Source organism: Collinsella sp. CLA-ER-H6 (genome assembly GCF_040092305.1).
Lineage (GTDB): Bacteria > Actinomycetota > Coriobacteriia > Coriobacteriales > Coriobacteriaceae > Collinsella.
Window position 1 is genome coordinate 38,664 of sequence record NZ_JBBNLS010000003.1, and the last position, 20,156, is coordinate 58,819.

Consider the following 20,156-nt stretch of genomic DNA (forward strand, 5'->3'; position numbering starts at 1 on the left):
CGAATCGAGGCAAGCAGAAGCTATGCCACAGGCTTAACATCATCCATGACGACGTTATCCATAGCAGCTCGATTGATCTGGTGAACGTAGATAGAAAGGCGGATGGCCGTGCGCGACTCCCCGTTAATGAGGATGTCAGAGAACACGGGCGCGCAGGAAATATCAAAACCGGTTGGAATCAAAAAACCGCGCGCGATAGCCACGGCCTTAATGGCCTGGTTGACCGCACCGGCGCCGACACACTGGATGTTGACGGGTACACCATCCTTGACCATGCCGGCGATGGCGCCGGCAACGGACGCGGGCGATGATTTGCTTGATACCTTCAGGCAATCCATGAAGAAACTCCTGCGTTTAAAAGTACGTTTTAACTGCAATAACTTTATCGTACCGAGTGGACTCGGTAAAGGCACTATTCCTCTTTGGCAAGATCGAAGGTCACGGTGATTCGATCACGCGAAACACGAATCTTTGGGTCGCCGCAAAGGTTGAGATAGTACCGGGCGGCAAGGTCATTAAAGTCGCGCTCCATAGCACGCGAAAACTGTGCCATGTCATCCTTGGCAATACGTAGCCCGCGACGATCCTTCGCGAGATCGACAGGAGCCGGCGCATGCGAGGACGAATCACGCTCGCGCAGCAGACGCGCAGTCACACCGCGAACGGGCTTAATCTGCCCTGCCAAAATGCGATGGGCCGTGCGCTCAGACATCTCAAGACCCAAACCCGAGCAGATACGGATAAAGTCCTCGGCATCAGAGGCAAGGCCTAAACGATCGACAACCGGAAGCTCGCTCTCGTCATCAATAAACAGGAGACGAGACGTATCGAGCCGACTTGACGCCTGAGCATAAAGGGTCGCGGCAATCTCAGACGGAGAACCAAGATAGACATCGCAACCACGCAGCTCCTCGAGCGCAAACTCACAGGCAGCGCGAATAATATTATGCGGGCCGCGAGCACAGACATAACGTCCGTCCTCATCCTTGACGGCCTGGGGCCAGCTGGACTGATCGGCACGCTCACTGAGGCGGTCGGCTGCAACGCTCACCTTAAAGGCTGAACCAAGATCGATGCCGGACGTGACCACACGGGCCTCGTCGGTGTTCTGCTTGATCGAAAACAATGCCATGCCACGACCGTGAACGCCCCAACGGTCCATCTTCATGCTCTCGAGCTTGGAGGTAACGCGGGCATCGAAGATTCGCTCTTGCATATCCTGCGGAACGCCCGAACCGTTATCCAGAAAGACAAGCGTGCGGACGCCATCTTCCTTGGTCGTGGCGAGATAGACCTTGTCGGCGCCGGCATCGCGAGCATTACGGAGCATTTCGATGACGATATCCTCGACATGCTGAATGTCGTGTTTTGCCTGGCGCCGCTCGGCCTCCGAAACGCGGAGGCGGACATACCCCTCGCCAAGGTTCTCCTCGACGCGAAGGTTGCCCTCCCCCGACATCGACGCGATAAATGAGATGAGCTCGTTCGCGTCGCTCATGTTATTTAGCGATATCGACAGCGCGGCTCTCGCGAATCACGACGACGCGCACCTGACCGGGATACTCCATCTCTTCCTCGATCTGATGGGCGATATCGTGAGCCAGGACCGTGGACTGGGCATCGGAGATCTTGTCCGGCTGAACCATGACGTGGACCTCGCGACCAGCCTGCATGGCATAGGTACGCTCGACGCCTTCATGGGAGTTGGCAATCTCCTCGAGCTTCTCAAGACGCTTGATGTAGTTCTCGGCAGACTCGCGACGGGCACCGGGGCGAGAGGCGGAGACGGCATCGGCGGCCTGTACCAGGACATCGAGCACCGTGTTGGGGTCGACATCGGCATGGTGAGCCTCGATAGCGTGAACGATAACGGGCTTCTCGCCATAACGGCGGGCAAGCTCGGCGCCGATGACGGCATGCGGGCCCTCGACGTCGTGGTCGATTGCCTTGCCCAGGTCGTGCAGCAGGCCGGCGCGCTTAGCGGTCACAACGTCCAGGCCAAGCTCGGAAGCCATCACGCCGCACAGATCAGAGACCTCGAGGGAGTGCTGAAGCACATTCTGACCAAACGAGGTACGGTAGCGCAGGGCACCAAGGGTCTTGACGATCTCGGGGTGCAGGTCGTGGATACCGGTATCAAAGGCAGCCTGCTCGCCAGCCTCGCGCACGCGCTGCTGAACCAGGTCGGCAGCCTTGTGATACATCTCCTCAATGCGGGCGGGGTGAATGCGGCCGTCGGCGATGAGGTTCTCGAGGGCAACACGGGCGGTCTCACGACGGACCGGGTCGAAGCTCGAAAGAACGACGGTCTCAGGCGTGTCGTCGATCACGAGGTTGACGCCGGAAACCTGCTCGAAGGTCCGGATGTTGCGACCCTCGCGACCGATGATACGGCCCTTGAGGTCATCAGAGGGAATGTGCACGGAGGTAACGGTGACCTCGGCTGTGTGGTCGGCAGCGCAGCGCTGAATCGCCAGGGACAGAATCTCCTGGGCGGTCTTGTGGCACTCGGCGCGAACCTGCTGCTCGGACTCGCGAATGATCGTGGCAGCCTCGTGGGTGACCTCGCCGCGAACCTTATCGAGGAGCTCCTTGTGGGCGTCCTCACGGGTCAGGTCGGCGATACGCTCGAGCTCGGAGGTCTGCTTGGCGCAGAGCTCCTCAAGCTCGCGGGAGCGCTTCTCGACCTGACCGGCCTGGCTGGACAGCTGGTGCTCACGCTTGTCGAGAGCGTCGTTTCGGCGATCAAGGGACTCCTCGCGCTGCATCACACGGTTCTCGAGCGTACGAATCTCGCTCTTACGCTGCTTGTCCTCGGCCTCGGCGGCCTGCTTGTTCTTGATGATCTGCTCTTTAGCCTCGAGCAGAGCCTCTTTTTTGAGGGTCTCGGCCTGACGCTTAGCATCACCGATCAGGGACTCAGCCTGTGCGTGTGCCGACTGGATCTTTTCGTCGGCCTCGTGAAGACTACCCTGCTTGGCGGTGCGCATGTAGGCAATGGCGGCGATGGCACCCAAAACGATGCCAACGAGCGCTGCGATGATAGGCATGCTCACTCCTTTTTATGGATTCGTTACACAACAAAGCGAACCGTCCTTACGAACGGCTCGCGACATTTGAGTAATATGGGCGCAGCTTATGCGGGTCGGATACAGATAAACATATAAACAAACTCATCACAGATGAGCACATATCACAAAGCAAATGACAGTGTTTATCGTACGTTGAACCACAACAACTGTCAAATAAATGGCCCCAGCACGGCGGCTAAAACGCGGTGAACGGCAGGGCCACAAAGCGCATACGCCTAAACTGCACATTCCTCGCGTTCGGCATCGAGACGCGCCTTAACAGCATCGGCGGCGATGTGATACGAAAAGCCCTTGCCCATCAAAAAACGAACCAGTTTTTCGAATCCGCGCGTCTCTGGAACACGCCGCTTGGCGAGCAGGGCTGACGCACGCGCCAAATCGTCTTCGACGGCAAAATAATCCTCGGGATAACCGGGAATGTCATCGAGCACGACATGACGGCGCTTGAGCTCGGTCTCGATTTTGCGCTGTCCCCAACCGCGCCGCTTGCGCTCCTCGATAAAGTACGAGCAAAAGCGGTTCTCGTCTAAAAAGTGATACTCGGTGGCGCGCTCGACGGCGAAATCGATCGCAGGCTGGTGAAAGCCGTAGCGAGCCAGCTTGTCACGGACCTCACCCGTCGCATGGTCGCGGCGCGATAGCATCTCGGTCACCATGGTAAGTGCACATTTACGCTCGATGAGCTGCACCGCCTCACGAAAGTTGTCCCAATCACAGGGAAGATCGGGGCGGTTTTTGACATACAGCCGCGCGACCCGCACGGGAATCCAAATGGACCGCTCAAAACCGCCCTCAAGCTCACAATCGATATGTGCGCAAGGCTTTTTGGACGCATACCCGCTCGAGAACGAGGAGGCCGCCTTCTTATCGGGAAAGACGACCGTGGCCTCGGTCACCGTATACGACATGAGCGTAACCGCTACTCGTCGTCATCATCGAGCATGGCGGAACCATCGATGGCGTAAAGCTCGTCAAACTCCTCAGGCGCAGGCTGATCGGTCAGCTCGACCTCGGACGGAGCATCGTCATCAAACTCAAGTCCACAGGCAAGGCGGACCTTATGCTCAATCTCGTCGGCACAATCGGGGTGTTCGCGCAGGAACGCCTTGGCGGCCTCGCGACCGTTGCCGAGCTTATCCTCGCCATAGGCAAACCAGGAGCCCATCTTCTTGCAAATGCCGCACTCGACAGCCATGTCCAGAATCGAGCCCTCCTTAGAGATGCCCGTACCGTACATGATGTCGAACTCAGCAGAACGGAACGGAGCTGCCACCTTGTTCTTAACGACCTTGGCGCGCACGCGGTTACCGATAACCTCGTCCTTAAGCTTAATGCTGTCGATGCGGCGAATGTCGATACGCACCGAAGAGAAGAACTTAAGGGCGCGGCCGCCCGTCGTGGTCTCGGGGTTGCCGAACATGACGCCGATCTTCTCACGCAGCTGGTTAATGAAGATGCACGTCGTGTTGGACTTGGACAGCGAGCCGGCGAGCTTGCGGAGCGCCTGGCTCATCAGGCGAGCCTGAAGACCGACCGTAGTGTCGCCGATTTCTCCCTCGATCTCGGCACGCGGGGTCAGCGCGGCGACGGAGTCAACAACGATGGCATCGATGGCGCCGGAACGCACGAGCATGTCAACAATCTCGAGCGCCTGCTCGCCCGTATCGGGCTGGGAAATGAGCACCTCGTCGATATCCACGCCGATGCGCGCGGCATACGTGGGATCAAGCGCGTGCTCGGCATCGATAAATGCCACAACGCCACCCATTGCCTGGGCCTCGGCCAGGATCTCGAGCGAAAGCGTCGTCTTACCGGAGGACTCAGGACCGTAAATCTCGACGATACGGCCGCGCGGCACGCCGCCGATACCCAGCGCGGCATCGAGGGCCAGGGCGCCCGTGGGAATGGCCTCGACCTCGAGCTCGGGACCACCGTCGCCGTACCTCATGATGGAACCCTGGCCGAATTTCTTCTCGATCTCGGCCTTGGTGGTGGCGATCATCTCATCGCGCTCTTTACCCGTCGTGCGAGCATGAACGGTACGTACGGGACCTGAATTCTTGGCCATGAATAGCCCTCCTCTTAACAACCTGCATCGATAATAAACGAACGGCTGTTCGTGGTCAACCGTTCAGGCCAATCATATGCAGGCGGTCTTTCCAAAACCCAACCAAACGCCGACCAAACACTGACCAAATGCTTGACCACAAAGGACCAAATATGAACAAGGCAGGCAAAAATACATCTACAACCAGCACAAACGCCAAATGAGCCTAAGGTCCCTATCTCCACAATTAAGGGGCTCGGAGGCCCCTTAAAACACGTCTATTCCATAGAGTTGAGCACAAGGGCAATGCGACCCAATGCCTCCGTGACCGCATGGGCACGAACACACGAACGGTCACCCTCATAGTGGCAGCGCACAGAGTCCACGACCGGCACGCCCCCATCGGCGGAACGATGCGCCCAGCCAATATAGAAAGTGCCCGCCGGATCGTCCTCAGTGCCACCGCCGGGGCCGGCATAACCCGTTGCGCTCACTGCAATATCGCTCTGGTACAGCTCCAGCGAACCCACCGCCATCTCGCGCGCGGTCTGATGCGACACCGCGGTAAAGCGGTCGAGCGTCTCCTGCTCAACACCAAGAACACGATGCTTAATCTCATCGCAATAGGTCACCGCACCGCCACGAAGCACCGCCGAGGCGCCCGGGATATCGGCAATCGTCGAGGCGATCATACCCGCCGTCAGCGACTCAGCCGTCGAAACCGTCACGCCCCGAGCGCTCGCGCGCTCGACAATATCACGCGCCAGTTCCTCGTTATGTGCGGAAATCTGCTCAAAAGAGTCCGTCATACCCACCAGGACCTAGACCGAAAAGACGATCTTGCGGCAGTTCCAGAAGTACTGGGCGCCCGAGATAACGGTCAGGACAACGGCAACGGCGTACAGGAAGCGCGACACCGAGTAGATGCCGAGCGTCAGCGCCACCGGGCCAAGGTGCAAGCCGGCCATAGCAAAAACGCACAGGTAACCGCAAATGGAGACCATCGTGGTTGCCGTCTTGTACTTGCCGAGCTTATCGGCCGCAACGACCACACCGGCCGCACTCGCGACCATGCGAAGGGCGCTCACCAGAAGCTCACGGAACAGGATAATGAACACGGACCACACGGTCACCGCGCCAAAATCCAAGAACAGCAGCAGGGCCGAGAACACGAGCAGCTTATCGGCGATGGGGTCCAAGAACTTACCGAAGTCGGTGATCTCGTTGCGCGAACGCGCCAGATAACCGTCGACCTTATCGGTGCACGACAGGATCACATACAGAATGAAGGCAGCAGCGGCGAGCGGGCCGTCGAAGGTGCTCCAATCCGTACCGGCAACACTCGTGTGAGAAAGCGCCGACACAATCATGAACACCGGGATAAAGACGATGCGAACGCACGTCACGATGTTGGCGGGCGTCCAGACACTCGTCAGTTCCTTATTGCTCTCGTTAGCCACGACGCACTCCTACTCCACAACATGACCGATAAGCTCATAGCAGAAGCTATCGGTAAACTCGACGGTCAGAATATCGCCCACGGACGCCTCGCTGGCGTCCAGATGCACCGCGCCATCGGAATCGGGCGCCTGGAACCAGGCATGGCCGATCAGCTCGGCGCCATCCTCGGTCTCTTCGATACCGTCGACGATTACCTGGGCGCGCTCGCCCACATGTGCGGCGGTGGCGGCAAAACCGAGCGACTCGGCCAGGTCCATGGCCTCCTGGGCGCGCTCGAGCTTGATCTCTTCGTCGACCTGACCCTCCATCTTAGCGGCCAGGCTGCCCTCCTCCTGCGAGTAGGCAAAGACACTCGTGTAGTCAAAGCCGACGGTGTCCATAAAGTCGATAAGGTCGCGGAACTCGTCGTCGGTCTCGGTCGGGAAGCCGACCATGGCCGTGGAACGAATCACGATGCCGGGGATACGCTCGCGAAGGTCGCGGAACAGATCCTCAAGCTCCTGGCGCGAACCGGAGCGACGCATGGCCTTGAGAATGCGCGCGTCGCAGTGCTGCACGGGGATATCGATATAGGGCAGCACCTCGGGCGTATCGCGAATCGTCTCGATGAGTTCGTCAGTCATGCCCTCGGGCTGCAGATAGAGCACGCGGACCCAGACGTTGTGCGGGCGCACGGCCTCGGCGACGGCACGCAGCAGCTGCGCCAGATTGCGCGGCGACCCATCGGCGACGTCCTCGTCGGCAAAGTCGGTACCCCAGATGCCCGTGTCCTGGCCGATCAGCACGATCTCGCGCACACCGCCGGCAACCAGGTCGCGCACCTCGGAGATGATGCTCTCGGCATTGCGCGAATGATAGCGACCGCGGATATAGGGAATCATGCAGAAGCTGCAGAAGCGGTTGCAGCCATCGGAAATCTTGACGTAGGCGACAGCACCCTCGACGGTACGTTTGACCTGCGGGATATAGGCTGCAATCTCACGCTCGACACCCAGCACGCCATCGATGACCGCCACGATGCCGTCTTCCTCGTCGGCCTTCACAAAGGCAGCGACCTCGGGCAGCTCGTCAGGCAGGTCATCGCCATAGCGCGACGGCACGCAGCCGCACATAACGATGGGGCAAGAACGAACACCGTCCTGAACCTCGTTGGCGAGCTCGAGCGTGGTCTCGATGCTCTCGGACGTTGCGGAGGCGAGGAACGAGCATGTATTGACGATGACGATATCGGCATCCTGCGGGTCGAATGCCTCCTCGTAGCCCGCGGCGGTCAAAAGAGAACGCATGCGGTCGGTGTCAACCTCGTTCTTAGCGCACCCGAGGGTGATGTAGAGCACGGAGCCCAACGGTGTATCCATGTTGGAGAGCGGTCCTTTCGATTGATATTAGCGGTAGTTGGTGAACTGCAGCGGCTGGCCGTAGTCCTGATCGCGCAGGAACTGGATCACGGTCTGCAACGCGTCCTTCGAAGCAGAGGAAACACGCAGCTTGTCGGCCTCGATGGTCACCTTGACCTTGAGCTTTTGGTCCTTGATGTCCTTGTTGATCTTCTTGGCGGTCGCCTGGTCGATACCCTCGACGATATGGCCGAGCACGCGCACGGTGCCGCCCGATGCCGCCTGCGGAGCATCCCACGAGACAGCCTTGAGGTCGATGCCGCGCTTGATGAGCTTGGAGCTCAGCACGTCGATAATCTGCTTGGAGACAAAATCGGCCGGGGCGTTAATCGTAAAGAGCCTGTCGCCCTTCGAAAGCTCGATCGTGGCGCCGGAATCCTTAAGGTCATAGCGCTGGGAAATCTCGCGCGTGGTCTGCTGGAAGGCGTTGTCGACCTCTTGCATGTTGACCTCGGACACGACGTCGAAGCTGGAATCTTTAGCCATGATGTTTCCTTTCGCGTACGAGCGGCCTAGTAGCTATCGTACGAATTGTCGGTAGAATCGGTGGGTGTCTGACCGTCAGTTGCGGTATCGGCGCCATCCGTGGACTGGGCATCGGTACCGTCGGTGGTATCGGTACCATCGGTGGTGTCGGTACCATCAGAACTTTCACCATTCTCGGAATCAGACGTCTCCTTCTTGGGAACGGTGATCGTCACACGCGCCACGCCCGAGGTCTTAGTATCGTAACGAACCTTTTCACCGTTCTTGGTAACGGTGACATCGGAAGGCTTGGACGTGGTGATCTCGATTGAGGACTCGGGCGTGTACTCCTGCTCAAAGGGGCCAGTCGCCTGGGCGCCATAGACCGACTTGCCGTCAACCTTGACCTCAATCCACGCGGTCTTTCCCTTGGCAGCGGAGACTTTGACCTTCGTGACCTCGTTCTCTTCCTTCTTGGCCGTCGTCTTAGTAGCGTCCGAATCAGTCGACTCATCCGTCGCCTCATCGGTGTCTTCGTCCTCGTCGACCGTTTCGGACTTCTTAGAAGACTTCTTGGTCGTCGTCTTGGTAGCAGCGGGCGTCTCGGGCGTGGTCTCGGGCGCCGAAGATGCGCAGCCGCGCAGAAGCACCACGATGAGCACAATCAGCAGCAACACCACGGCACCGATGCCGGCGTAGACGATACGCGGATCGAGCCCGTTGTTTTGAGGAGTACGGGATCCGCCGCGTCCACGACCGGAACTGCTGCGGCCGCCTCCCTGAGGCATACGGCCGCGATTGCTATCGGAACGGCCGCGATAGCCGCCCTGGCCCTGAAGGCTGCGCTGACCCGAGCGGGGCGCAAGCTCACCGCGGCCTTGATAGCCACGCTGGCCCGAACGCGAAGCCGAAGAGCGCTGGCCATACGGCTGTGATTGAGAGCGAAGACGCGGCGTTACCTGCGTGGTATCGGCATCCGCATAGCCACCGCGAGAGCGTCCCGTAGAGGCACCACGGTAACCGCGATCGGAATAGCCGCCGTCGCCGTAGCCGGCACGAGGGTCACGCGCCACGCCGCGGGCAGCGGGAAGCGCACGGTCCTCAGGCATCGGCGTACTGCGGAACCGGTCACGCTGTGAGCGAATCTCCTCGCCCGAACCCGTCTCGGTAATATAACCGGCCTGCTGAGGACGCTGTCCATAGCGGGTCGAACGACCGCCCTGAACCATCAGGAAGCGCCCGTTATCGACCGAGGAGCGCGAATTGACGTAGCCAGCGGCGTCCTGAAAACGACCGCCCTGCTGGGACGTCTCGCGTTCGTATGCCATCAGGTCGTCAAAGTAGGCATTGACGACCTCGCGCGGATTGAGGCCCAAAAAGCGAGCATAGCTCGAAATCATGCCCTGCGCATAGCCGCGCGGCGGCATCGAAGCAAAGTTACCGGTCTCGAAAAACTCGATGATCTGCGGCCTGATTTTGATGGTGTTGGCGACCTGCTGAATGGAAAGGCCCATTCGGCGACGCTGCTCGAGCAGCATGTCACCAAAGCGTGCAGCCATCAGAATCCTCCAAACTCACGATCTTCACGTACCATCTCGGCGTCGACAGATTCCAGCGCGGCAAGCCCCTCCTCGTCCAACAGGACCTCGCGCGGCTTGGAACCGTCGGGCGGGCCGACGACACCCTTTTCTTCCAGCATGTCCATAATACGCCCGGCACGCGCATAGCCAACCTTCAGGCGGCGTTGCAGGCCAGATGTGGAGCCAAGCTGCGAATCCACCACAATATGGGCGGCTTCCCAGATGAGCGGATCATCGTCTTGCGGCTCGGCGACTCCGGTACGGACGATGCCGCCGCCACCCGCCATGGACATGGAAGCGGGCGCCACGGCAGACAGGATCTCCTCGTGGTAGTCGGGCTCGCTCTGCGACTTGACGAACTCGACAATCTCGTTGATTTCATCGTCCGAGACAAAGCAGCCCTGGATACGGCGGGGCTTGCCCCAGTCGACCTTGGAGAACAGCATGTCGCCCAAACCGGTGAGCTTTTCGGCACCCATCTGGTCGATGATGACGCGCGAGTCGATGCCCGTGGCGACGTTAAAGGCGATGCGGTTGGTGATGTTGGCCTTGATAAGGCCCGTCACAACATTGGAACTGGGGCGCTGCGTGGCCACGATAAGATGAATACCGGCGGCACGGCCCAGCTGGGCGATACGCACGATCGAGGCCTCGACATCCTTACCGGCGACCATCATCAGGTCCGAGAGCTCGTCAATGATGATGACCAAGTAGGGCATCTTTAGCGGCGGGTTGTCGTAATGCTCAAACTCGCCGGCGGCCTGCTTTTCGTTATAGGTCGAAATCTTACGAACGTTAAGGCGCTCGAAGACCTTCAGGCGACGCTCCATCTCGGACACGGCCCATTGCAGAGCGCTCGCGGCCTGCTTGGGCTCGGTCACCACGGGCACATAGAGATGCGGCAGACCGTTATAGCCCGCAAGCTCGACGCGCTTGGGGTCGACCATGATCAGGCGAACGTCCTCGGGAAGCGCGCGCATGAGCAAGGTCGTGATGATGGAGTTAATCATGACCGACTTACCGGAACCAGTGGTACCGGCGATCAGCAGGTGGGGCATCTTGGCAAGGTCGGCGACGACCGGCGTGCCCTCGGCATCGCGCCCGATTGCGAGCTCGAGCGGACCGCCCTTCACATAGGGCAGCACGTCGCCCAGGTTGACGTTTTGGCGCTTGCGGTTGGGAATCTCGATGCCCACGAGCGAGGTGCCGGGGATCGGGGCAAAGATACGCACCGACTGGGCAGCGAGCGAAAGCGCGATATCGTCCTCAAGGCTCGAAATCTTGCTCACGCGCTCGCCCTCGCCAGGTTGCAGCTTAAAGGTCGTCACCGTGGGGCCGGCGATCCAGCCGACCACGCGGGCACTGCGGCCAAACTCAAGCAAGGTGGATTGCAGTGACTCAGCGGTCTGCTCCAGCTCCTTGTCCGAAGACGCGGCGGACGCCGACTGCAGGTTGGCGTGCAGGATCTCGAGCGGCGGAAGCTTGAGGCCGTCCTCTTCTTCGCCCTCGTTATCTGCGGCGCCGCCGTCCGCTCCCTCATCGCTAGCCGCAGCCGATTCGACAGCACTCGAGGCAGACGCATCGGCAACCTTGGGATGCTTCAAGAAGTCGGGGATCTGAGGTGCTGCTGAAACAGGATTCACGGCAAACGGCGGCTCGGACTCGTCGATCTTATCGGGGTCGTCTTCCATCGAAAGCTGACCGGTTACCTGGTCGCGCTTTGCGTGGCGGCGCGGCAGCAAAGTTGTCTTTGCGGTCTCAATCGGAGCCTCGTCATCCTCGTCATCGCCCTCGGTGAGCTCAATCTCGCTATCGGACCAAGACGGGTCGGGCTCGCTTGTATTGAGCTTAGGCGCAGCCTTGCCCTTCTTGGCATGGCGGCGCGGCAGCAGCGTCGTCTTAGCGCGCTCAGCCTCAACCGACTCGGACACGTCGACAAACGGATTCTCGTCCTCGTCGTCATCGTCCAAAACCGGGTCCACATCGTTGCCCATGACCGTGGTCACGGCAGCATCGGAGCCCTTTTGACGAAGAATGCTCAGGTGCGGACGGGCAACGCCGGGCACCGACAGGGCTTCGTCGTCACCCCACGGGCTGGCGTTGACATCGGCACGACGGCGCTCGGCAAAATCGGCCGCACGGTCGCGAGCAGAGCGCAGCACGCCACCCACCGAAAAGCCGATGATGACCAAGCCCACGACGACAAGGCCCAACAGGACTACCATCGCGATAGGCTTACCCAGGGCATTCTGCAGCGCACTCGCAATAAACGCACCGATGTAGCCACCCGAGGCGGACAAATTTTGCGGCGTAAACATAAGGTCACACGAGACACTCGTACCCGGCACCATCAGCGAAAGAATGGAGACGACGGCGATAAAGACCACGGCGCCGCCCGCAACAGAGCGCACGTTGAGCGGCGAGTCCTCGCCTAAAAAGAGCGTGGCGGCAAACAGCAAAATGACGATCGGCAGCACGTAGGCGCCCAGACCAAAGCCCAGGTGGTAGAAACCGGCAACCGCAGCCGTAACGGGTGCGGTCGCCGGCGAAATCACGGCAATGAAGGACGCAATCGCCAAAACGGCGATGACCACGCCGGCGATATCGCGGTTGGCCGAGGGCTCGACCAAGGGCTCAAAATCGTCGAAGTCGGCCTCGTGGCCCTTATTGGCACGCAGATGGGAAGCGGCACCCTTAGCAGATGCCGGTTGGTTATTGGCCTTATTGCCTTTGGCGTTTTGTGCAGATCCGCGCGCCAAACTAAACCTCCATGACGACCGGGATGATCATCGGACGGGTGCGCGTACGGCTCCAGATAAAATTAGAGAGCGAATCGCGCACGGCCTTGCGAATGGCATCGGAACCGCTGCTGGTAAAGCTAAACTTACCCTTCTCGATCGTCTTCATAATGGACGCGGAGGCATCCTCGGAGAACTGGTCGTCGATGGCAAACGAGACGCCGCGGCCCGAGAACTCGATGGCCTCGATCTTCTTGTGCTTGAGCGAGACAATGGCAACGGCCGTGACCATACCGTCATTGGCGAGCTTCTGGCGATCGCGCAGGACGATGGGGTCGGTATCGCCGATACGCAGGCCGTCGACGTAAACGACGCCGGACTCGACGGGCGTACCGCGCTTGACGATACCACCGCGCATCTCGAGCGTGTCGCCGTTATCGAGGATAAAGATATGATCGTCCTTGATGCCCATCTTACGGGCCAGCTGGGCATGGGCGCGCAGATGCACGGCCTCACCATGAACCGGCATAAAGTACGTGGGCTTGGCCATGGCCATCAGGAGCTTGAGCTCCTCCTGGCTACCGTGACCCGAGACGTGGACGAGAGCGCGGTTCTTATCCCACACGTCGCAGCCGAGCTTGGCCAGGCTGTTGACGACCTGCTGGACGGCTTTCTCGTTGCCGGGGACGGGAGTTGCCGAGAGGATAACGGTATCGCCCTCGTGGATAGAGAGCGTCTTGTGCTCTCCGTTGGCCATGCGGGACAGGGCCGACAGCGGCTCGCCCTGCGAACCGGTGCACATGACGACGATCTTGTCGTCGGGCAGGTTATCGATATCGAAAGCATCGATGATATCGGCATCGTCGATGTTGAGGTAGCCCAGCTCACGCGCCACGCGGGTGTTCGTGAGCATGGAGCGACCGGTCACGACGACCTTACGGCCGCACTTGCGGGCGGCATCGCAGATCTGCTGCAAACGATGGATGTGGCTCGAGAACGACGCGACGAACACGCGACCCGGGGCATTCTTGATGGCGTGCAGCAGGTTGGGTCCAACCTCGGCCTCGGACTTGGTAAAGCCGGGAACCGTGGCATTGGTGGAGTCGGACAGCAGCAGGTCGATGCCCTGCTTGGCAAAGCGGCTGATAGCGGCATAGTCGGGCGTGACACCATCGATGGGCGTCTGGTCGAGCTTAAAGTCGCCGGTGTGCATAACGGTGCCCTGGTTGGTGCGGATGAACACGCCCAGAGCGCCGGGGATGGAGTGCGTCATCGAGAAGAAGTCGAGCGAGATGCCACCCAAATTGACGTGGCTGCCGCCCTTGACCTCACGGAACTTGGGCGCGCGGATGCGGAACTCAGAAAGCTTGCCCTCGATAAAGCCAAGCGTCAGCTTGCTCGAAAAGATGGGCACCTTGTTGTTGAGGTCCTGCAGCAGGTACGGAAGCGAACCGGTGTGGTCCTCGTGGCCGTGGGTGACGACGATACCGCGGAGCTTCTCCTCGTTCTCCAGAACATAGGTGTAGTCGGGAAGAACCAGGTCGATACCGGGCTGGGAGTCATCCGGGAACATGAGACCGGCATCGACGAGCACCATGTCGTCGCCGCACTCGAAGACCGTCATGTTCTTGCCGATGCCGTCAAGGCCGCCGAGCGGAATGATCTTCAAGGGAGATGATTTTTTAGCTGCCATAGGTTAGTGTGGTTTCCTTTCTTCGAAACGGGTCTGGAACAACCGACGGGGCGCTTCTGGCAAACCGACCGTCGGGAACGTACAAACATGCATCACAGAGTCGATGCAATAACCACAGTATGATACCCATTTGCACAACAACAGACCACCCATGCATCAAAGCCCCATCTGAACTGGTCTATCCCGCCGGTTTCCCGTGGGGCGGGCACTGATGAAGTTTCCTGCTCTACAGTCCTGCTCACGACGGAGGCCACATTAAGTGGCCTCCTGTTCGTGCGGAACTCGCGATAAACTTCATCAGTGCCCGCCCCACGGGAAACCGGCCAAAAAGAGACAGGTTTATTTTGGTCGGTTTTATCTGGGAAGATGCTGCTACGGCTATCTACAGATCTGTAATCTGACTACTGAATAGATTGTCTAACTCAATAGCGAGCGGCACTAACCAGCCCTTTTGCTTGCGCCCGGGAGGGCCGCATATGAAGTTTATCGCGAGTTCCGCACGCAAAGGAAAACACTTAATGTGCTTTCCGTCTTGCGCAGGACTGTAGAGCAGGAAACTTCATATGCGGCCCTCCCGGGCGCAAGCAAAAGGGCGACCCCGTACGGGGTCGCCCTTGTTGAGCTGCTAATGTTTAGCTGTTACTCGGCGTCGTGGTGACGGCGGGGCTTGCGGCCTCCGTTGTCGCCGGGACGGCGCGGACGGTCGCTGCGCTCGGAGCGCTCGCGACGCGGACGCTCACGGCGCTGGAAGTGCTCGCCGTCGCCCTCGGAGGCATCCTCGGCGCGAGCCGGGGCCTCGGGCTTGTCAAGACGATCGAGCGAGATCTTGCCGCGATCGTCGACCTCGATGACGACGACCTTGACCTCGTCGCCGACGTTGAGGACGTCCTCGACCTTCTCCACGCGGCCCTTGGCGACGCGGGAGATGTGCAGCAGGCCGTCCTTACCGGGCAGCAGATTGACGAAGGCGCCGAAGGGCTGGATGGAGACCACGCGACCGGTGTACTCCTCGCCCGGCTCGGGAACCTTGATGATGAGCTTGATGCGCTCGACAGCCTGGTCGACGGACTCGCCGGTGCCGCCGACAAAGACGGTGCCGTCCTCCTGGATGTCGACCGAAGCGCCGGTCTCATCCTGGATACCACGGATGACCTTACCGCCGGAACCGATGACGTCGCGGATCTTGTCAGTCGGAACCTGGATGGAAACGATGCGCGGAGCGGTGCTGCGCGTGGTGTGGCGCGGCTCGGGGATAACATCGAGCATCTTCTGCAGGATGAAGGCGCGACCCTCCTTGGCCTGCTGCAGAGCGCGGGCCAGGATGTCGAAGGTGAGGCCGGTGGCCTTGTTGTCCATCTGCAGGGCGGTGATGCCCTCGGTGGTGCCCGTGACCTTAAAGTCCATGTCGCCCAGGAAGTCCTCGAGACCCTGGATGTCGGACAGAACCACGGTCTTGCCCTCCTCCTGGATCAGGCCCATGGCGATACCGGAGACCGGGCGCTTAATGGGCACGCCGCCGTCCATAAGGGCGAGCGTGGAGCCGCAAGTCGAAGCCATCGAAGAGGAGCCGTTGGACTCCATAACCTCGGAGACCACGCGGATGGCGTAGGGGAACTCGTTCTCGTCGGGAAGCACCGGAAGCAGAGCGCGCTCAGCCAGGTTGCCGTGACCGATCTCGCGGCGCTTGGGGCTGCCCATGCGGCCGGTCTCGCCGGTGCAGAACGGCGGGAAGTTGTAGTGGTGCATGTAGCGCTTGCCCTCGGTGGGCTCGATGGTGTCCAAGCGCTGGCCCTCGTTGAGCATGCCGAGCGACAGGACGGAAAGCACCTGGGTCTGGCCACGCTGGAACAGACCGGAGCCGTGAACGAGCGGCAGGTAGTTGTCCTTCACCATGATGGGACGGATCTCGTCGGCGGCACGGCCGTCGACGCGCTCGCCGGTCTCGACGACCATGGTGCGCATGGCCTTCTTCTCGAGCTTCTTGAGCGCCACGGGGATCTCGCGCTCCCAGGCGGCCTGCTCCTCGTCGGTGAACTCGGCGCGGATGGACTCCTTCAGAGCCTCGACCTTACCGATACGGGAGAGCTTGTCGGCGTCGCGCAGGGCAGCGGCCATCTCGTCGTAGTGGGCGAAGATGCGCTCCTGGACCTCCTCGACGGGCTGGTCGAGCGGGTACTCCTTCTTAACGATAGCGCCGTTGACCTGCTCCCACTCGGCGACGAACTCGTCTTGGGCCTGGCAGAAGGCAGCGAGGGCCTCCTGGCCAAACTTCATAGCGGCGAGCATGTCATCCTCGGAGATCTCCTCGGCGCCGGCCTCGACCATCGAGATGAAGTCAGCAGAGCCGCCCAGCTCCAGATCCAGGTCGGAGTTCTCGCGCTCCTCATAGGTGGGGTTGACGATAAACTCGCCGGTCTCCACGTTGCGGCCGATACGCACGCAGGCAAGCGGGCCCTCGAAGGGCACGCCGCCGAGCGTCATGGCCAAAGAGGCGCCCATGACGTTGATGACATCGAAGGGGTTAACCTGGTCGGCGACGAGCGAGGTGGCGACGATGTGCACCTCGTTGCGGAAGCCGTCCGGGAAGCTCGGGCGAATCGGGCGGTCGATCATACGAGCCGTGAGCGTGGCCTTCTCGCTGGGACGGCCCTCGCGCTTGAGGTAGCCGCCCGGGATACGGCCGGCAGCGTACATCTTCTCGTTGAAGTCGACGGTCAGCGGGAAGAAGTCGTAATTCTTGCGCTCCTTGGAGACGACCACGGTGTCGAGCATCGTGGTGTCACCCTGCTTGACCAGACAAGCGCCGGTGGCCTGCTTGGCAAGCTCGCCGGACTCAAAGGTGTAGGTCTTGCCATACAGCTCAAAGGTCTTGGATACGAGTATCATTGTTCTCCTTTACCCCACAGGCCCCTTGCCTGCGGGCTTCTCATGTGACGCGGGCCCCCTGCCCCCGCCACGCTTCAGAGCGTGATTGTTCACGCCCTTACACAAAAAGAGCGCCCCGCTGCGCAGGACGCTCTTAGCATGTACAAATCCTTACTGGATGTTGTCGCGGATGCCCAGAGCCTTGATGAGCTCACGGTACTCGACGATGTCGTTCTTCTTGATGTAGGAGAGAAGACGACGACGACGGCCAACGAGCATGAGCAGGCCACGACGGGTGTGGAAGTCCTTCTGGTGGGACTTCATGTGCTCGGTCAGCTCCTTGATGCGCTCGGACAGGATGGCGACCTGAACCTTGGGGTTACCGGTATCGACCGGGGAGTTACCGAACTGGGCGGTCAGCTCCGCCTTGCGCTCTTTGGAAACAGTCATTGTTTCACCTTTCGTTTCGCGTCGCCCGCGGGCGACTCTATTCGCCTCGGACTGGGAAGCCGCCGGTGGAGCGAGCATCCAAGGTCGAGGTACCAACAGGTCGTTATGTTACCACAAGCGGAGCACACCTGCGCATCATCACCGACCCAACATGAATTCCATCGCACGGAGCCGCTGATCGGTGTGCGTGGCGGCCCAAACATGCGAAAGCCCCAGCAAAAAAGCCGCCGTATGCGGATCGATTCGCTCGGCCATGAGTTCATCGAACGTCATGGACATGAGGGCGCGCAGCCAAGCGACCTCACCGGTCGACACCAGCTCGGCACCCGGAACGCTCGAAGCGCACGACCCGCACATGAGACCGCCCGCCTGGGGCGAAAAATACGACAACATGGGGTCTCCGCACAGCACGCAGGCCGAAAAATCGGGTCGATAGCCAACGTGCGACAGCAGTTTAAAGACAAAGGCCGCCACGAGCAGGTCCATATGCGCCGAGTCGAGCCCGCTGCCGACAAGCGTGAGCGCCCGCTGCGTGATGGCAAAGGTAAACGGGTCCTCGGCTTCCTCGAACGAGCACACGCGCGCGACCTCGGCAATCGCGCTTGCGGCGCAAGTCGTCTCGTAATCGGGCGCGGCGCCGAGCGGCGCTTCCATAAGCTCGGCCTGAGAAACCACGTCGAGCGACCGTCCATGTGCGAGCAGCATATCGACGGTACAGAACAGCTCGCAGCGTGCCGCCAACCGCCCGCCGGGCTTACGCGCACCCTTTGCCACGGCACGAACCTGCCGACCCCGCTCGTCAAGCATCGTCAGGATTAGGTCGGTCTCTTTGAGCTTCGTCTTGTCCAGGACGAGCACTTTCGTGCGATATGTGCGAGAACCTGCCATTCGCGCCGCGTGTCCCTAATCTTCGGCGTTGTAGCCGAAGCGGCGAATCTGTGCTTCGTCGTCGCGCCAGCCGGCCTTGACCTTCACGTCCAGCTCCAAAAAGACCTGGGTGCCAAAGATGCGCTCAAGATCGCGACGGGCGTCGATACCGATATGCTTGATCATCTCGCCGCCCTTGCCGATGATGATGCCCTTCTGGCCCTCACGCTCAACGTAAATGGTGGCATGCACGCGCAGCACCTTCTTGGTCTGCTCGAGCGCATCGCAGATCACGCCCACGGAGTGCGGGATCTCGTCACGGGTGCGGCGCAGAACCTTCTCGCGCACAAACTCGGCCACAAGGGTCTCGTCGGAAGCGTCGGTACCCATGTCCTCGGGGAACCAACGCGGACCCTCGGGCAAAAAGTGCGCAACGGTATCGATAAAGGCATCGACGTTGAAGTTCTTGACCGACGACGTCACGATCTCGTCGTCATATTCCATGAGCTCGTGGGCGGCCTTGAGCTGTTCCATAACCTGGGCGGGATCGGCCTCATCGGCCTTGGTGAGCACCAGGACCTTTTTGGAACGAGCGTTCTTGACGCGCTCGGCAACCCAAGCGTCTCCCCTGCCGATCGGCTTGGTGGCATCAATCAAAAACGCGACGACATCGACATCGTTCAACTCGAACAGCGCGCTCTTGTTGAGCTCGGATCCCAGACCGTCCTTGGGCTTATGAATACCCGGGGTATCGACAAAGACCAGCTGGTAGCCGGGACGGTTGACGACGGCGCGCATGCGGCGACGGGTCGTCTGGGCCACCGGCGAGGTGATGGCGACCTTTTTGCCATAGCAGGCATTAAGCAATGTGGATTTGCCTGCGTTGGGGCGTCCGACCAGGGCCACGAAGCCGCTGCGGAAACCAGGCTCAACGTCGCCAAAGCCCATAGGACCGTCGTCCTCGTCGCACAGGGCGTCGAGCTCCTCATCGCTCATGCCCTCAAACAGGTCGAACTCCTCGACATCCTCGAGCCCCTCGGTATCCACCGCGTCCAAAGTCTCGTCGTCCAGGATCTCATCGGTAGGCTGCATATTGTCGGACATGGGAATCCCTTTCTAAATAAAGCCGAGCGCGTGGGCAAATACCAGCACGCCCACAATCGCGGCGGTGATGGAAAGAATGTAAACAGAGGCGGCGGCGATGTCCTTCGCACGCTTGGCCAGCGGATGGAGCTCCTGGGTCGCTAGGTCGACGATAGCCTCCATAGCGGTGTTGCACAGCTCGCCGTGAATCACCAGGCCACAACAGATGATAATCGTGGCCCACTCGGCAATGTCGAGGCCCACGATACAGCCGGCAATGACGGTGCACACGCCCGCCACGAGCATGACCTTAATGTTGCGCTCGGTCTTGACGGCGGTGACGAAGCCCTCCATGGCGTAGGAAAACGACTTTAAGAAGGACGGATGGTCCTTGTTAGATCCGGGAATCATAGACGGC

General features: G+C 60.3%; 17 protein-coding genes. All 17 read right to left on the reverse strand.

What is annotated here, in order from left to right:
• Window positions 1–20: 20 nt before the first annotated feature.
• The 17 genes from AAAX77_RS01760 to AAAX77_RS01840 all read right to left on the reverse strand — a co-directional run bounded on the left by AAAX77_RS01760 (window position 21) and on the right by AAAX77_RS01840 (window position 20,149).
• Window positions 21–338 carry a stage V sporulation protein S gene (locus AAAX77_RS01760; RefSeq protein WP_006235982.1) on the reverse strand — a complete coding sequence of 106 codons (318 nt, stop codon included), beginning with the start codon at window positions 336–338 and terminating at the stop codon, window positions 21–23.
• Window positions 339–412: 74 nt separating this feature from the next.
• Window positions 413–1,498 (reverse strand): ATP-binding protein, encoded by a 1,086-nt coding sequence (locus tag AAAX77_RS01765; RefSeq protein WP_349104499.1) that lies wholly within the window; start codon window positions 1,496–1,498, stop codon window positions 413–415.
• 1 nt (window position 1,499) lies between these two features.
• Window positions 1,500–3,050 (reverse strand): ribonuclease Y, encoded by a 1,551-nt coding sequence (gene rny / locus AAAX77_RS01770; RefSeq protein WP_349104500.1) that lies wholly within the window; start codon window positions 3,048–3,050, stop codon window positions 1,500–1,502.
• 257 nt (window positions 3,051–3,307) lie between these two features.
• Complete coding sequence (locus AAAX77_RS01775) at window positions 3,308–4,000, reverse strand: regulatory protein RecX (protein WP_217750533.1); 693 nt, start codon at window positions 3,998–4,000, stop codon at window positions 3,308–3,310.
• Between the two features lie 11 nt (window positions 4,001–4,011).
• Window positions 4,012–5,160 (reverse strand): recombinase RecA, encoded by a 1,149-nt coding sequence (gene recA, locus AAAX77_RS01780; RefSeq protein WP_022094695.1) that lies wholly within the window; start codon window positions 5,158–5,160, stop codon window positions 4,012–4,014.
• Window positions 5,161–5,417: 257 nt separating this feature from the next.
• Window positions 5,418–5,948, reverse strand: coding sequence for a CinA family protein (locus tag AAAX77_RS01785; protein ID WP_349104501.1), 531 nt, complete (start codon window positions 5,946–5,948; stop codon window positions 5,418–5,420).
• A gap of 12 nt (window positions 5,949–5,960) precedes the next feature.
• Window positions 5,961–6,599, reverse strand: coding sequence for a CDP-diacylglycerol--glycerol-3-phosphate 3-phosphatidyltransferase (pgsA, locus tag AAAX77_RS01790; protein WP_040359858.1), 639 nt, complete (start codon window positions 6,597–6,599; stop codon window positions 5,961–5,963).
• 9 nt (window positions 6,600–6,608) lie between these two features.
• On the reverse strand, window positions 6,609–7,958 hold the full coding sequence (rimO, locus tag AAAX77_RS01795; protein WP_349104502.1) for a 30S ribosomal protein S12 methylthiotransferase RimO: 1,350 nt from the start codon (window positions 7,956–7,958) through the stop codon (window positions 6,609–6,611).
• Between the two features lie 27 nt (window positions 7,959–7,985).
• Entirely contained in the window at window positions 7,986–8,483 is a 498-nt protein-coding gene (locus AAAX77_RS01800; protein ID WP_349104503.1) for a YajQ family cyclic di-GMP-binding protein, read from the reverse strand.
• Between the two features lie 26 nt (window positions 8,484–8,509).
• Entirely contained in the window at window positions 8,510–10,021 is a 1,512-nt protein-coding gene (locus AAAX77_RS01805; protein WP_349104504.1) for a RodZ domain-containing protein, read from the reverse strand.
• Entirely contained in the window at window positions 10,021–12,801 is a 2,781-nt protein-coding gene (locus AAAX77_RS01810) for a DNA translocase FtsK 4TM domain-containing protein (RefSeq protein WP_349104505.1), read from the reverse strand. The genes AAAX77_RS01805 and AAAX77_RS01810 overlap by 1 nt, the downstream gene beginning before the upstream one ends.
• Window position 12,802: 1 nt before the next feature.
• On the reverse strand, window positions 12,803–14,473 hold the full coding sequence (locus AAAX77_RS01815; RefSeq protein ID WP_006235967.1) for a ribonuclease J: 1,671 nt from the start codon (window positions 14,471–14,473) through the stop codon (window positions 12,803–12,805).
• A gap of 639 nt (window positions 14,474–15,112) precedes the next feature.
• Window positions 15,113–17,359 carry a polyribonucleotide nucleotidyltransferase gene (locus tag AAAX77_RS01820; RefSeq protein WP_349104507.1) on the reverse strand — a complete coding sequence of 749 codons (2,247 nt, stop codon included), beginning with the start codon at window positions 17,357–17,359 and terminating at the stop codon, window positions 15,113–15,115.
• Between the two features lie 150 nt (window positions 17,360–17,509).
• Window positions 17,510–17,788: a 30S ribosomal protein S15 gene (rpsO, locus tag AAAX77_RS01825; protein WP_006235963.1), complete on the reverse strand. Its 279-nt coding sequence runs from the start codon at window positions 17,786–17,788 to the stop codon at window positions 17,510–17,512.
• 138 nt (window positions 17,789–17,926) lie between these two features.
• On the reverse strand, window positions 17,927–18,676 hold the full coding sequence (gene recO / locus AAAX77_RS01830) for a DNA repair protein RecO (protein WP_349104508.1): 750 nt from the start codon (window positions 18,674–18,676) through the stop codon (window positions 17,927–17,929).
• Window positions 18,677–18,691: 15 nt separating this feature from the next.
• Window positions 18,692–19,759 (reverse strand): GTPase Era, encoded by a 1,068-nt coding sequence (gene era / locus AAAX77_RS01835; protein WP_349104510.1) that lies wholly within the window; start codon window positions 19,757–19,759, stop codon window positions 18,692–18,694.
• Window positions 19,760–19,771: 12 nt separating this feature from the next.
• Window positions 19,772–20,149, reverse strand: a complete 378-nt coding sequence (locus tag AAAX77_RS01840; RefSeq protein ID WP_035138512.1) for a diacylglycerol kinase family protein — start codon at window positions 20,147–20,149, stop codon at window positions 19,772–19,774.
• Between the last annotated feature and the right edge of the window lie 7 nt (window positions 20,150–20,156).

Bases quoted from the DNA above. Each gene is read 5' to 3' on its own strand.
- AAAX77_RS01765 (WP_349104499.1), bottom strand. From the start codon at position 1,498: ATGAGCGACGCGAACGAGCTCATCTCATTTATCGCGTCGATGTCGGGG.
- AAAX77_RS01800 (WP_349104503.1), bottom strand. From the start codon at position 8,483: ATGGCTAAAGATTCCAGCTTCGACGTCGTGTCCGAGGTCAACATGCAA.
- AAAX77_RS01785 (WP_349104501.1), bottom strand. From the start codon at position 5,948: ATGACGGACTCTTTTGAGCAGATTTCCGCACATAACGAGGAACTGGCG.
- recO (WP_349104508.1), bottom strand. From the start codon at position 18,676: ATGGCAGGTTCTCGCACATATCGCACGAAAGTGCTCGTCCTGGACAAG.
- AAAX77_RS01775 (WP_217750533.1), bottom strand. From the start codon at position 4,000: ATGTCGTATACGGTGACCGAGGCCACGGTCGTCTTTCCCGATAAGAAG.
- recA (WP_022094695.1), bottom strand. From the start codon at position 5,160: ATGGCCAAGAATTCAGGTCCCGTACGTACCGTTCATGCTCGCACGACG.
- AAAX77_RS01815 (WP_006235967.1), bottom strand. From the start codon at position 14,473: ATGGCAGCTAAAAAATCATCTCCCTTGAAGATCATTCCGCTCGGCGGC.
- AAAX77_RS01820 (WP_349104507.1), bottom strand. From the start codon at position 17,359: ATGATACTCGTATCCAAGACCTTTGAGCTGTATGGCAAGACCTACACC.
- era (WP_349104510.1), bottom strand. From the start codon at position 19,759: ATGTCCGACAATATGCAGCCTACCGATGAGATCCTGGACGACGAGACT.
- rimO (WP_349104502.1), bottom strand. From the start codon at position 7,958: ATGGATACACCGTTGGGCTCCGTGCTCTACATCACCCTCGGGTGCGCT.
- rpsO (WP_006235963.1), bottom strand. From the start codon at position 17,788: ATGACTGTTTCCAAAGAGCGCAAGGCGGAGCTGACCGCCCAGTTCGGT.
- AAAX77_RS01760 (WP_006235982.1), bottom strand. From the start codon at position 338: ATGGATTGCCTGAAGGTATCAAGCAAATCATCGCCCGCGTCCGTTGCC.
- AAAX77_RS01805 (WP_349104504.1), bottom strand. From the start codon at position 10,021: ATGGCTGCACGCTTTGGTGACATGCTGCTCGAGCAGCGTCGCCGAATG.
- rny (WP_349104500.1), bottom strand. From the start codon at position 3,050: ATGCCTATCATCGCAGCGCTCGTTGGCATCGTTTTGGGTGCCATCGCC.
- AAAX77_RS01840 (WP_035138512.1), bottom strand. From the start codon at position 20,149: ATGATTCCCGGATCTAACAAGGACCATCCGTCCTTCTTAAAGTCGTTT.